This is a genomic window from Shewanella sp. HL-SH5 (genome assembly GCF_051163755.1).
Taxonomy (GTDB): domain Bacteria; phylum Pseudomonadota; class Gammaproteobacteria; order Enterobacterales; family Shewanellaceae; genus Shewanella; species Shewanella glacialimarina.
In genome coordinates this window covers 1070375-1083418 of record NZ_CP195038.1, presented here as the reverse complement: position 1 = coordinate 1083418, position 13044 = coordinate 1070375, and the positions used below count along the sequence as shown (strand labels likewise).

The window sequence follows — 13044 nt, the reverse complement described above, 5'->3', positions numbered from 1 at the left end:
ATGGCTCGCACGGTAAATTGCGTTCATTTAAACAAGTCAGCTGATGGCTTAGATTTTCAACTTTATCCAGGCGATCTGGGTAAACGTATCTTTGATAATATTGGCAAAGAAGCGTGGGGTTTGTGGCAGAAAAAACAAACCATGTTGATCAATGAGAAAAAACTTAGCATGATGAATGTTGAGGACCGTAAGTTTCTTGAAGAGCAAATGGTTAACTTCTTATTTGAAGGCAAAGACGTTGAAATCGAAGGCTATGTGCCACCAGCCGAAGATTAATTCAATTCCTTCTGCTTTTGATTAAAGGATAAGTTATTTACTTATCCTTTTTTATTGATGCTATTCCGGCTAGAAACCTCCTTCATCTATGTAACCTTAAACGTGCCTGTATCAACAAAGAGCTCACTACCCATTCCCTAGCGTTAAATATAATGACTGATATTTATCATCACTTGATATCTGCAGTAGTTTAATTGCTCAAATAAAAACGGCCTGTAATCTAGATTACAGGCCGTTTCTGATACTAAAGCAGCCAAACTATTACAGATTAGCCGTTATATCTTAATTATGACTTTATTACTTCTTGATCCCTTCAACAACTAATTCAAGCTCGACATTGGCAGATGCAGGGCCAAGATCCATTTTTATACCGTAATCTTTCATTTTAAAGCTGGTTGTTCCGGTAAAACCTGCACGGTATCCGCCCCATGGGTCGTCACCTTCGCCAATCATCACCGCATCAATCGCTATAGGCTTAGTCACGCCGTTAAAGGTAAAATCGCCATTAACAACAAACTTACCCTCGCCTTTATCTTCTACCGACGTTGATTTAAAACTAGCCTGCGGGAATTTATCGGTATTTAAAAAATCAGCGCTACGTAAATGCTTATCACGCTCAGCATGATTTGAGTCAACGCTAGTGGTATTGATGTTTACTTTAATATTACCTTTGCTGACATCTTTACTGTCGAAGCTAAAATCACCAGAAAAATCATTAAAGCGCCCCATCACAAAGCTATAACCTAAGTGGCTTACTTTAAATTGAATAAAAGCATGGGCACCTTGGGTATCAATAACGTAATCAGCTGCGTTGGCAGTACTTGTGGCAAACATAGGCGTTAGCATTGCCGTGCTCATTAATGCTGCTATTAGATGTTTTTTCATGTTAATCCTTCCTTTGTATAAATGATTTGGTGATTATTTATGCTTAACCCATAACATACGGGTTAATGTTGAATCTTTATCAATAAAGTGATGTTTTAACGCACCGACTGCATGGACTATCACCAGAGTAATTAAGCTATATGCAGCATATTGATGGAACAGTCCGGCTAAGTCAGCCTGGTCGGTAAATAGCTCACCGACACCGGGTAACTCAAACCAGTTAAATACCCATATTCCACGTCCATCAGCGGTCGAAATTAATATTCCTGATACCATAATGGCTATCATCAGGACATAAAGTAATTTATGTGCCAAATGAGCGCTGCTTTTCTCCCAGGTTTTATGGGTTGAAATGGGATTAGGTTTTACGGTTGTTGCTCGCCAAAAAACTCTAATAAGGGTTAAAAATAATAATATAATCCCGACACTTTTATGAATATCTGGTGCGGTTTTATACCAACTACTGTAATAGGTTAACTCTACCATCCAAAAACCTAGGCCAAATAATCCTATGACAGCAATGGCGGATAGCCAATGAACTAAGATATTAAGCAACCCATATCGAGTTGGAGTATTGTTTAACATAAACAGATCCTTGTTTTTTACTCAGTAACTGCGACTAAAACTAATCTAAACAGTCTACTTACTATTTATTGAAATAAAACCTCTAAAAATTGTTAAAATCATTCTAATAAATAGAACTATTGTAAAAAATGGATATTTACTCGCTAAATACCAGCTAATAACTCTATCTAAATAATCATTTCAGCTCATGTTTGCTTTAAAAATCTGCAATAGTATTTAAAAAAACACCATCTTGCGCACAAACTAACCGAACGAGTAAAAACTTTTAAAAACCACTTGCACGATAAAAACCATCACTATATTATGTGCGCACTCCAGACGAGACATGCCTTACTTAGTAAGATTGTTAAGTGTGAAGTAGATAACTAGACACTTAGTTTAGTTGCCCGAATAGCTCAGTCGGTAGAGCAGAGGATTGAAAATCCTCGTGTCCCTGGTTCGATTCCGGGTTCGGGCACCACAATTTAGCCGGCATAGCTCAGTTGGTAGAGCAACTGACTTGTAATCAGTAGGTCCCGAGTTCGACTCTTGGTGCCGGCACCATAAAAAACAAAAAAGCCACTCAATGAGTGGCTTTTTTGCATCTGAATATTAGCGATTTAATTAATCCTTTTATCTCAAGCATAGTCTCAGCCCGCCTATCACTGTATCCCCCTTCATCTAAAGCATTAAGAATAGAAAGTATCAATAATATAGCAAAACACATCGAACCATCAGCTGATACTCAAACTGCAGCCCTGAATCTTATTAATCGGTTCGTTACTCATTATTTGATGAAATAAAAAAAGAACGCTCATGCGCTCTTCTTTATTGTTAGCAGGACTTGATAATAAAAAGCTATCTCCAACTTTTCATTTTATAGCCTTTAACTGCATAGAATAGGATGAATAAGTAACATGGGAACATCACCATATAACCGCCCTGCATACCTAATGAGGTTGCAGAACTGGTTAATCCCCAAAATAGTGGTCCAAAAGCGCCACCGGCAATACCCATAATTAATAAGGCAGAACCCGTACTCGTTAACTTACCCATACCTGACAATGCTAATGGCCATACCGCAGGCCAAACAATAGCATTAGCCAAACCTAAAAAGGCAATCATCAGTAAAGTATCGGGAAGCTGAGCACCACCAAATGGGACTAATAATACATTGGCAATAGCATAGGACTGACTGTCACCAAATACGATGCCAGCGGTTAACACTAATCCCAAAATAGCACTGACCATTAATGCGTTAGGCTGTGAAATAAACCGTGGGATACAAATGATACCTAAAGTGTAACCGAACACCATACACAGCATAGTATATGAAGTCATTACACCATAGTTTTCAACACCCAGAGTTAATGCAAAGGTACCAATAGTGTCACCAGCAATCACTTCAACGGCAACATAGACGAATAAAGCGACCACACCTAAAGCTAAGTTAGGATGGGCCAAAGCTTGTTTGATTTGACCTTTTTCAGAACCTTGTTCTTGCTCATCTTTTTCAAGCTCAGGCAGTGGTGATTTTTTAACGGCTATAGCCAAAATACCAATAAATATTGCCATACCTAAGTAAGGATAAATCAAGCTATTAGCCATTTCATCAATTTGAATTTGACTTAGTTCAGTACCAACACGATCCTTAAAACTGTCTAAGATTAACGCTGTGAATACCATAGGCGCAATCACGCCCGCGCCTTTATTCAAAATACCCATCACACTGACGCGAGCAGCCGCTGATTCTTCGGGGCCTAGGCGAACTACATAAGGATTTACCGCGGTTTGCAGTAACGTTTGCCCCGTTCCCATAACTAGCTGCGCAAGTAAAAATAATACAAAAATTTGCGTTTGTGCGGCAGGAATAAACAATAATCCGGCTAGCATCATGATCCCCATACCTAATGCCATGCCATTTTTGTAACCCACTTTACGGATCACCCAGGCAGAAGGTAATGCGGTGAAGGTTACCGCAATGTAAAATGAGAATAATATCAGCGAGGCTTGAAAGGGAGTGAGTTGCAAAATTTGCTTAAGGTATGGCATCAAAGAGCCATTCAACCATGTGGCAAAGCCAAGAATAAAAAACAGCACCGCGACAATTGCCATAGGGACAAAACTGCTTTTAGATTGTTGTTCTGTTGTTGTCATTTCCATAAACCTGCTCATTATTTTTATTTATAGGGCCTTTGTAGTTTGAATAATCTAGATATGGATTGAGTCACATATAGACTATCTTGTTCGATAATAGAACACTTTAACCACCAAGACAACGCTGTCATTTATAACTAGTAGCAGCTCGACCTGCCTTTAATTTAAATTCGAATAAATATATTACGACGATACATCCACCATAAAATTAACCACTGCACTGTGATAAAACCCACCACACCAACAAGCGGCTGGCTTGCTGAAGGAAATGCTTGAATAACGCCGCCAAACACACTGCGAGTAATGTAATGCCAATCAATTAAACTTGAACCAAGGTAAATAATAATTGCATTGGTCCCTATCACGACAAATACAAACGACCACCTCTGCCATTTCAGCACATCGATAATGGCGTAAAATAACGCTAAAAAGAGTAAACTCCAGCCAGAGGTAACCAATACAAAGCTAGGGGTCCATAAGTCTTTATTGACCGGAATTAGCGGGTTTAGCAACCAGCCTAAAGCTAACAATACCAACCCAGAGAGCGCCATAATCCCAACTTTTGCCCAATCGCCTTTATCATGCGGTCTAACAATAAATTGCCCAACAAACACACCGACTAAGGCATTGACGACAGCGGGCAAGGTTGATAACACACCTTCAGGATCGAGTGCCCTATGCTGATAAGCAATACCTGGGCGAAGCAAGCCATCGATATAAGCATTGATGCTGCCATCCATAGTGAAAACACCTGCTTGACCACCGGGAAAAGGCATAAAACATAATAATAATGAGTAGAAAATGAGTATACCTACAGCGGTAAAAATTTGAGTTCGTAATGAGGTATGCCAAACTAAAAATGCCGCTAAAAACCAGGCGAATCCAATACGCGCCAATACACTAGAAAACCGAATTTGTTCAGGTTCTGAAGGGATACCCGCTCCCCAACCATGGTTGTAAAGTACCCCAAGAGAAATCAACAACGCTAAACGCTTGACCGCATGTCGATATAAAGGCATTCGTAAATGATAAGGAAGCTTATCTAATCGCTTGGGCGATAAGCCTAGTGCCACACCTGATAAGAAAATAAATAGCGGGAAGATTAAATCATATAGGGTGAAGCCATGCCATTGACTATGTTGCATTTGACCCGCAGCTAGCTGCCAACCCGCCCAACCGGTTAATGCAAACATGGCGGCAAATAAGCCTTCGCCACCAATAATCCAAAACATATCAAAGCCACGTAAAGCATCAAGGGACTTTAGTCTTGGTTTATCTGGCTTAGTTTGTTCACTATTTATTCTAGTAGCGGGCTTAACAGACATACAGGCCTCTATTATTATTATTATCGAGAAGCTGAAACTGAACGAATAAATCGATTACTGGGCAAAAACAATTTTGCCACCAATGTAAGTTCGACTGACCTGATTTTTTTGATTAAGTAATACCAAATCAGCTCGATACCCAGGTTTAATAAAGCCTAAGCTATTTGATGAACCTAAGTTACTTGTTGAGCCTGGGCCGCATTCGAAACCAAGGAACTGGGCCGGATATAATGATGCCATGCGCAATGCTTCACCATGGGATAAGCCCAGCATGCTGACACTGTTATTGACGGCACCAACCATATCTAACACACAACCCGCCAGCTCGCCTGTAGTGGCATTAAGTCGATCGCCTTGACGTACTACTTTTATGCCAAATAATTCAAAACTTGCATCTTCGCTCATGCCAACTGGTGGCATAGCATCAGTGACTAACATCATTTTGCCGCGTGGTTTAGCATTAATTGCGATTCTGGCTGCAGCACTGTGTACATGATGCCCATCTACAATAAGACCACACCAGGCATCCTGGCTTTCAAGTGCTGCGCCAACCATACCCGGTTCACGTGAACCTAAAGCTGACATGGCATTGAATAAATGAGTAAAGCCAGTAGCGCCAGCATTTAGTGCTGCAACAACCGTGTCATAATCTGCATTTGAATGACCAAGACATACTCTGACGCCTGCTTTAACTAGACTTTTAATCACTTGAGTTGAAACGTTTTCAGGCGCTAAGGTAACCACTTTAATACCCAGATCTTGGCGGCTAAATATAGCCAGTTCTGCATCACTGATATTGCGGATATACTGCTGGGGATGAACGCCTTTTTTAGGGATGCTCAAATGCGGCCCTTCAAAGTGAACACCTAATACACCCGCTTTATTTTGCTTAATAGCAAGCGCAACGGCATCAGCCGCTTTTGCCATCACTTCAACATCATCAGTGATTAAAGTCGGTAGAAAACCTGTGGTCCCAAACCTGGCATGGGCGCGGCCAATTGTTTCAATGCATTCAACATTGGGCTGGGCATTAAATAATGCCCCGCCACCGCCATTAACTTGAACATCAACAAACCCTGGCGTTAGCGTACCCGCTAGCTTAGAGATGGTATTAGGATCAATATCAATGTCTATAGCTTCAGCAGATTGAACTGCGATAATACAGCCTGCTTCGATAGTGACCGCCATATTTTGATGAAAATCTTCTCCATCGAATAATCGCTCAACAATCAGGATTTGTTTCATAATGCTCTCGTTTTATTTTAGTTTTATTAAAGATATTACAGTGTTTGTGTCACTTTCTTTAAGCCAGCAGGTTGGTCTGGATTAATACCGCGAGCAATAGCAACCGCGGCTACATCAATGTAAAAACGCTGTAATAACGCTAAAGGTGCAACACGTGGGTGAATATCCGCTGCCGTTTGATTCAAATGCACTAAATCAGCACCACGTTGCTTAACGTTATCAATTTGCTCTACATGGCTTGCGTAAGATTCATCATTAATACACACATCTACAATTGCCAGTTTCTTTTCAACTAAGGTTACTGGGCCATGTAAAAATTCAGCACTACTGAAAGCTTCGGCATGTATTGAACACACTTCTTTCATTTTTAATGCTATTTCTTTTGACACTGCATAACCTAAACCACGGCCGAGTACGACAAGGTTTTTAACGCCATCTAATGACTCTGCGGTTAATTGTGGTTCAGCATCAACAGCGGTCTGTAACGCCTGTGGTAAAGAGTCTACCGCTTGTGCTAAGGACTCACTTTGAGTCCATTTAGCGGCAACTTGTAAAATGGCAGAAAGGGTCGCTAAATAACTTTTAGTGGCCGCAACGGCTTTCTCTTCACCTGCGCGCAATGGCACAACCACATCAACGATATCTTTAATTGGCGCAGTTTCATCATTCACTAACGCGACACAGTATGCGCCAGCATTTTTAGCCATTCTTGCTTGGGCAAGAATATCAGGGCTACGGCCAGATTGTGAAATAACAATCACTAAACCGCCTTCAAGTTGTAACGTTTTACCATAAACGCTTGCCACAGATGGCGCTGCTGCAAATGTTGGAATGCCAGCTTCAATTTCAAATAAATATTTAGCAAACACACCTGCATGATCAGATGAGCCTCGGCCAACTATCATGACAAACTTTGGTTTAAATTCTCGTAACTTTTCACCCAGTAATGTCGTAATGCTTTCATTCGCTTTTAATTGCTCAGCTATTTTTTGAGGGGCTGTGCGAGCTTCTTGTTCCATGATGGTATTAGTTGTCATAATAAACCTTTATACAAAATTGTTATGTCATAACCAGTAACTTATTTAAAAAACTTGATTTAATTACGTGTCTTCAAACAGTTAAATCAAGCTATTGTTATTAAGCTACCGACTGGGTTTTAAATTGTTTTTGAGCAAATAAACACGCGCCAAATTCAGGCGGAGAAAGCGCAGGGGAAACCTTGTCCGCTACATCGTCATCTAACCAAGGCAGTAAAGGTTCAGCTAATCCGCCAATCATTGAGAATCTGCTAGGATTAATCGTGAAAAGTCTTCGGGCAAGCTCACTGATATAACTGGCTCCCTCTTTAACGATAGCCGTAGCAACGTCATCACCGTCATGGGCACTTTCTATCACTAACCGGGCTAATTGGGCGTAGACACTTGATGACTTACCCGCAAGATTTTCAACCAGACCGATAGCCTCTGAAACATTGAAGTGAGTCAGTAACTTTTGTGTAAGCTGAGTGTTGGTTGCAAATCCATCAAGGGCGAGTAATACATGTTCGGCTGCTTTTAAGCCCAGCCATGCGCCACTGCCTTTATCACCAAGGGCAAAACCATGTCCACCTAAGCTGATGCTCTGATGGCCGACATGGGCATATCCGCATGAGCCTGTACCGGTAATAATCACGGCGCCATCGGCACCATTGTGTGCGCCAATACAAGCAGTATGCAGATCGGTTGTTAAATACATGCATTTAAATGGATGTTGCCAATTTGAAATTTGATCGTAGAAATGACCCACATTGACGCCAGCAAGACCTAGACCCGCAACTAGTTGGCTACAGGCTTCAGCGGATAAACCTGCATTGGCTAAAGCAAGCTGGGTTGATTCTGTTATTGATTGAAAAGTTTGCTCTAAGCCATGTAATGGATTAGCCCGGCCTGAGACACCAGTGCCTAATAGCTTATAATCTTCAGTATAAATGGTTGCGCGACATTTACTGCCACCGCCATCGATGCCAATGTAAAGCTGCGAATTGCTAAGCTGATTTTCACCCATGACTTCCCTCTCGGTATTCAGTTTATGGCTACTATTTTTTTGATTGTATTCGAGCCAATGAATAAGTTAAGGCTATGTTACACTTAAAATGACAGCGTTGTCATTTGTTTTTTGCGTAAAAATATCACACCAAATAGAATTTAAAACTTAACCATTTAAAAACAATATGATAGATGGATAATAGAGAGGTATAAACTTGGCTTTCTAAAATAAAAAAGTCGCCAACAATGTCATTGCTAGCGACTTTTTAAGTAAACAAGACAACAACTAATTCACAACTAGAGTGCGCCCTTTTCGCTTACCGTCAGGTGTAATCGCACGAACTTCAACCGGGCCTTTAACCGCTACAGGGCTAAGATAAGACTGCCACGCTTTACCTTGCTCTTTATATTCAATTTGTAGACCAGGGAAAGCAATATTTGCCGTTAATACGCCTTTGTCATCAATAATTGCACCTACTGTAGGCACTCGATATTCAATACCTGCTTTATCAAGTTTAGCTAATTCTTTGTGGCCCAAATGATTAGCCATTTTTTGCCATTCAGTCGCCTGCTGCTGTCTCATTTGTTCACTAAAGTGCTGAGTAGATTGGTTATATAACGCGCCATCATGTTGATACGGAACTTCCCATCCAGGTTTGTACCACGCTCTTTCTGCCAGCATTAACAATCTTGGGTAAATCATGTATTCAACAGTTTGATCGCTACGTAATGTTTCGCTCCATATTTGCCCCTGAATACCATCAAAGGCTTTTCCGGCAACAATAGGGCCACTGGTTTGCTTTCCATTTTCATCTACTTGAGGACGATCATCAGCCTCAAATGGGTTACCTTCAATATCTAACCACTGTTCAGCATTTGCAGGTAAATTACCTGGCATGAAACTGAATATGTGTTTGCTATTCAAGCCTCTAGATGCCCAGTAATAACCATGCTCTTTTGGATCCGCTTCATAAGGGAAATCAAAATAAAGCACTTCTGGATTTGAAAGAATCGTTGTCCAACCATTGTTAACTTGCTGATGAGCACGCTGATAGCCCTTATGAGATATCACATCCCAGACATTACTTTGCGAGTTAGACGGCATATTCGCTGGATTAGTATGGCTCATACCATCGCTCCAACCTGCTGGCTGAATACCTTTTTCAGCTAACATATTCGCTACGCGCTCAATAAAGTAAGGACCCACTAGCTTGATATCTGTCACGCCGTATTGGTTATTGGCAATAAAATCATGACAAATAGGTGATTCTAACCAGGCGCCCGCGGTCTCATCTGCGCCAATATGGTAAGTTGTTAAAGGCTGTCCCGCTTGGGTGTGCAGGGCCGCTATTTCGGTAATCACTTTATCGACAAAATGATAAGTCGATTCCATACACACGTTCAGCGTGTTGTCGTCATAATACTGTACCGACGAATACTGGGTGGTATCATTAGGGTCTGTGAGTACGAACTCTTTTGCCGCTTGCTCATCGCCCTTGGCCATAAGGTTACGGTATCGAGCATCCATTGATTTAATCGCGGCGCGTGAATGGCCAGGCATATCCATTGACGGAATCACCTGAATTTGGCGCGCATTCGCATACTGAAGAATGTCAATATAATCAGCTTTTGTATAGTAACCATTCACTTTGGTGTCAACAAAAGGTCCACTGCCTAATTGAGGTAAAATACAGCTTGATTCGGTTACATCATGGCATCGTTTGCTGCCAATATCCGTCAATTCAGGTAAGCCATCAATCTCTAAACGCCAACCTTCGTCATCACCCATATGCAAATGAAGTTTGTTAAGTTTATAGGCGGCCATTTGATCAAGCAGATCTAACAGGAATTGTTTACTATGGAAATTACGCGACACATCCACATGCATACCACGATATTGATAACGTGGGCTATCATCAATTTTCATCGCATTTATGGTTAGATCGTTTAAATTAACCAGCGAGGTTATTGACGCAATACCATAGCTAAATCCACTCGATTCGCTGGCCTTAATCACAATGCCCGAATCAGCAACCGTTAGCTGATATGAGCCCGCGTTTAGGTTATCAACTGGCGATAACGTTGCAAATGAGACTTTTACGCCATTTTCTGATTGTGGTACGCCAATGCGTTCTAGGCGGGCTAAAGCCGCTTGAATGTCATCAACATTCAACTTTGCATCAGTGGCACTTTGAGTGTCTAAGGTGATCCCTTGAGATAAAGATACCGCTTTGACATTATCTAGCAGGACTTGTGTTTGAGGTGTGGGTAATAAAGAATTCGCGATTAATGCCGGTGCAACAGATACGGCTTTATTCTGTTCAAATAACACAGCGGGTTTTGCCCAAACCAATTTATCTTTATCGCTACGCTGATATTGTCTTTTAGCATCAACAAATGCTTCGACGTATGGCCTAACTTCCATGCCCGTGTCAGCATCAATTTCAACACGCGTACTACTAATGATCTGTGGTGCTAGCTCAATACCTTTAGCGTCTTTAGCAACGATATAGTAATTAGGCATAGCGTCAGTTTCTGATAATTGCCATAACTCGCCACGAAAACGTACTGTTTTTACGTGTCCTGCTTTAAAACCAGTAAATTGGTCGGTTGGCGTTAAACGGTGAAGATCGCCTTTAACACGCTCAATAGTAAACTCGTCGTTAAGTACCGTTTGAACTGGACGCATTTGGCTAAAATAGATTTCCCAATCGCCGTTTAGCATATCTTTTGAGCTAGTGAAATCAATCTCAGCAATAAAACAACGCTCATCAGCTTTAGCATCTGCAGGGCATGCTTCTTCTGGTAAATTGGAGACTAAACGATATTTAACCATCAGTTCATCTGCAAATTCAGCAAGATGACCTTGCTGCCAGGTGGCTGTTGCTGAAGTAGATACAGTCGATTGTGATGGAGAGCATGCAGTCAAACTTAATGACATCATTATGGCACTGAGCGCCCAAGTCGTTTTCATAGCGTCCTCGTTATAAATTTTGTTTTTATTAGGGCTTATTTAGTGTGGCCGATTGATATCATAACCAATAAATACTGAGGTTAGGCTACTGCCTATAAAATAGTATCCTGCTGGTTTGATTCAGCACACCACATTGTAAAATGAGTGCTTGATAAATGTTCAATGTTAAATTTAAGGAAAAAAAAGCTGGGACATAAATCAGTTAAGACATGTTCCCAGCCTATACTCGTTTCTGGGGAGAGACTAAAAGTATATTAAAATGGAAAATGATATCTCGCCCGACCGAGAAACCATTATCACTCATGAATTGGAGACCTCTTCCTATTCATGTTGACCTTAAATAACAACGTTACCTACAAGCAATGACAACGCTGTCATTGCTTAAGTTACCTAATAAATGGCGAGAGATCTACATCTTTTTGACACAATTTTATTAACTCAATATTAAAAAAACACTAACCAATTAAGAATCAGCTAGTTACATTAACCGTGCTACACCTCTAATACCACAACAGATTGTTAACATAGTACGATGACATGTTATCTACACACTGATAGGATTAATCCACTTTCCTTTACGCTGCACTTTTTTATATGCCTATGAATCGTCTAATTGCCAAAATTCCACTTACGAGTTTAATTATTACAATTACCTTATTTAGCTCGTGGGTGTTATGGGCTTGGCACACACCCAATATTTCACAGCTATTGAATAGTCATAGTGTTTTTACACTGCTAGGAATATGTGGAGCTATATTTGCTAATGCGACAGGAGCGGGAGGTGGTGTAATATTTATTCCTGCATTTTCTGCATTAGGATTTAGCCCCGAAGAAGCGATATCAACCTCATTTCTGATCCAATGCTTTGGCATGACAGCAGGTGCATTAACCTGGTGCCATCATTATATAAAACAACATCATCATAACAAAACCTGGCATGGCTTCAGTACCATGATCATCTGTTGTTCGATATCCTCTATTGCAGGTTTATGGTGTAGTAAACTAATGCACATTAACGCTCCTGCATCTTTACATATCAGCTTTAGCCTATTTTCAATCATTTTAGGCAGCATTATCATTATAAACAGCCTAAAAAAAACCAACAATGGCATCGCGACTCAGTTTGAGGCCAAACCTTTATTCGACTGTGTCTTATTATGTTGCATAGGCTTTATCGGTGGCATTATTACTGCTTGGTTATCTGTTGGCGTTGGAGAGATAGCGGTGATTTACTTAATGCTGCGGGGATATTGCACCAAACTGTCAATAGCGGTAGGGGTTGTAGTCAGTGCACTCACTGTTTGGTCGGCAACACCTATCACCTTAGGGCAAGACTCATTAGCCAATTTTGAGGTGTTACTTTTTGCAGGGCCTGGGGCATTAATCGGTGGATTGCTAGCCAAACGGGTCGCACTGTTTTTTTCTGTTGTGAAACTTAAGTTATTTTTTGCGGTATGGATAATTTTAACTGGAACGATAATGTTGTTTATTGCTTAGCTGTAAACAGACTCCTCCGTATTCACTGAGTTCTTCCCGAGGATTTAGCGGATTTTAGCGGATATTAATTAAAATGGCGCCTTATTAGCGCCATTTT

Annotated in this window: 10 protein-coding genes and 2 tRNA genes; 4 read left to right on the top strand and 8 right to left on the bottom strand. The window is 40.9% G+C overall.

The window, feature by feature from the left end; genetic code table 11:
• A complete protein-coding gene (locus ACRWQM_RS04685) occupies positions 1-276 on the top strand; it encodes an oxidative damage protection protein (RefSeq protein ID WP_226414073.1) in 276 nt (91 codons plus the stop codon).
• 297 nt (positions 277-573) lie between these two features.
• On the opposite strand, the gene ACRWQM_RS04680 is transcribed toward ACRWQM_RS04685, so the two are convergent.
• On the bottom strand, positions 574-1161 hold the full coding sequence (locus ACRWQM_RS04680; protein ID WP_434926831.1) for a YceI family protein: 588 nt from the start codon (positions 1159-1161) through the stop codon (positions 574-576).
• A gap of 33 nt (positions 1162-1194) precedes the next feature.
• Positions 1195-1746 carry a cytochrome b gene (locus tag ACRWQM_RS04675; protein ID WP_434931408.1) on the bottom strand — a complete coding sequence of 184 codons (552 nt, stop codon included), beginning with the start codon at positions 1744-1746 and terminating at the stop codon, positions 1195-1197.
• Positions 1747-2130: 384 nt separating this feature from the next.
• Here ACRWQM_RS04675 and ACRWQM_RS04670 point away from each other — a divergent pair.
• Together ACRWQM_RS04670 and ACRWQM_RS04665 are read left to right on the top strand one after the other, a co-directional pair.
• Positions 2131-2206 (top strand) — tRNA-Phe (locus tag ACRWQM_RS04670).
• A gap of 7 nt (positions 2207-2213) precedes the next feature.
• Positions 2214-2289: transfer RNA gene (locus ACRWQM_RS04665), tRNA-Thr, on the top strand.
• Between the two features lie 294 nt (positions 2290-2583).
• Here the strand turns inward: ACRWQM_RS04665 and nagP are convergent.
• The 6 genes from nagP to ACRWQM_RS04635 form a co-directional block, all read right to left on the bottom strand.
• The gene (nagP, locus tag ACRWQM_RS04660) at positions 2584-3888 is read right to left on the bottom strand and encodes an N-acetylglucosamine MFS transporter NagP (protein ID WP_434931407.1); all 1305 of its coding nucleotides are present in this window, start codon (positions 3886-3888) and stop codon (positions 2584-2586) included.
• 158 nt (positions 3889-4046) lie between these two features.
• Positions 4047-5207 (bottom strand): transmembrane glucosamine N-acetyltransferase NagX, encoded by a 1161-nt coding sequence (nagX, locus tag ACRWQM_RS04655; RefSeq protein ID WP_434931406.1) that lies wholly within the window; start codon positions 5205-5207, stop codon positions 4047-4049.
• Positions 5208-5261: 54 nt separating this feature from the next.
• Entirely contained in the window at positions 5262-6452 is a 1191-nt protein-coding gene (nagA, locus tag ACRWQM_RS04650; protein ID WP_434931405.1) for an N-acetylglucosamine-6-phosphate deacetylase, read from the bottom strand.
• 35 nt (positions 6453-6487) lie between these two features.
• Complete coding sequence (gene nagB-II / locus ACRWQM_RS04645) at positions 6488-7489, bottom strand: glucosamine-6-phosphate deaminase NagB-II (protein WP_226414053.1); 1002 nt, start codon at positions 7487-7489, stop codon at positions 6488-6490.
• 100 nt (positions 7490-7589) lie between these two features.
• Positions 7590-8495, bottom strand: coding sequence for an N-acetylglucosamine kinase (nagK, locus tag ACRWQM_RS04640; protein WP_434931404.1), 906 nt, complete (start codon positions 8493-8495; stop codon positions 7590-7592).
• 267 nt (positions 8496-8762) lie between these two features.
• Positions 8763-11450, bottom strand: coding sequence for a family 20 glycosylhydrolase (locus ACRWQM_RS04635; protein WP_434931403.1), 2688 nt, complete (start codon positions 11448-11450; stop codon positions 8763-8765).
• 594 nt (positions 11451-12044) lie between these two features.
• Between ACRWQM_RS04635 and ACRWQM_RS04630 the strand changes: the two genes are divergently transcribed.
• Positions 12045-12947, top strand: coding sequence for a sulfite exporter TauE/SafE family protein (locus ACRWQM_RS04630; RefSeq protein ID WP_434926839.1), 903 nt, complete (start codon positions 12045-12047; stop codon positions 12945-12947).
• Positions 12948-13044 lie beyond the last annotated feature (97 nt).

Excerpts from the sequence above, each read along its gene's own strand:
- ACRWQM_RS04685 (WP_226414073.1), top strand. The coding sequence starts at position 1 with ATGGCTCGCACGGTAAATTGCGTTCATTTAAACAAGTCAGCTGATGGC.
- ACRWQM_RS04680 (WP_434926831.1), bottom strand. The coding sequence starts at position 1,161 with ATGAAAAAACATCTAATAGCAGCATTAATGAGCACGGCAATGCTAACG.
- ACRWQM_RS04675 (WP_434931408.1), bottom strand. The coding sequence starts at position 1,746 with ATGTTAAACAATACTCCAACTCGATATGGGTTGCTTAATATCTTAGTT.
- nagP (WP_434931407.1), bottom strand. The coding sequence starts at position 3,888 with ATGGAAATGACAACAACAGAACAACAATCTAAAAGCAGTTTTGTCCCT.
- nagX (WP_434931406.1), bottom strand. The coding sequence starts at position 5,207 with ATGTCTGTTAAGCCCGCTACTAGAATAAATAGTGAACAAACTAAGCCA.
- nagA (WP_434931405.1), bottom strand. The coding sequence starts at position 6,452 with ATGAAACAAATCCTGATTGTTGAGCGATTATTCGATGGAGAAGATTTT.
- nagB-II (WP_226414053.1), bottom strand. The coding sequence starts at position 7,489 with ATGACAACTAATACCATCATGGAACAAGAAGCTCGCACAGCCCCTCAA.
- nagK (WP_434931404.1), bottom strand. The coding sequence starts at position 8,495 with ATGGGTGAAAATCAGCTTAGCAATTCGCAGCTTTACATTGGCATCGAT.
- ACRWQM_RS04635 (WP_434931403.1), bottom strand. The coding sequence starts at position 11,450 with ATGAAAACGACTTGGGCGCTCAGTGCCATAATGATGTCATTAAGTTTG.
- ACRWQM_RS04630 (WP_434926839.1), top strand. The coding sequence starts at position 12,045 with ATGCCTATGAATCGTCTAATTGCCAAAATTCCACTTACGAGTTTAATT.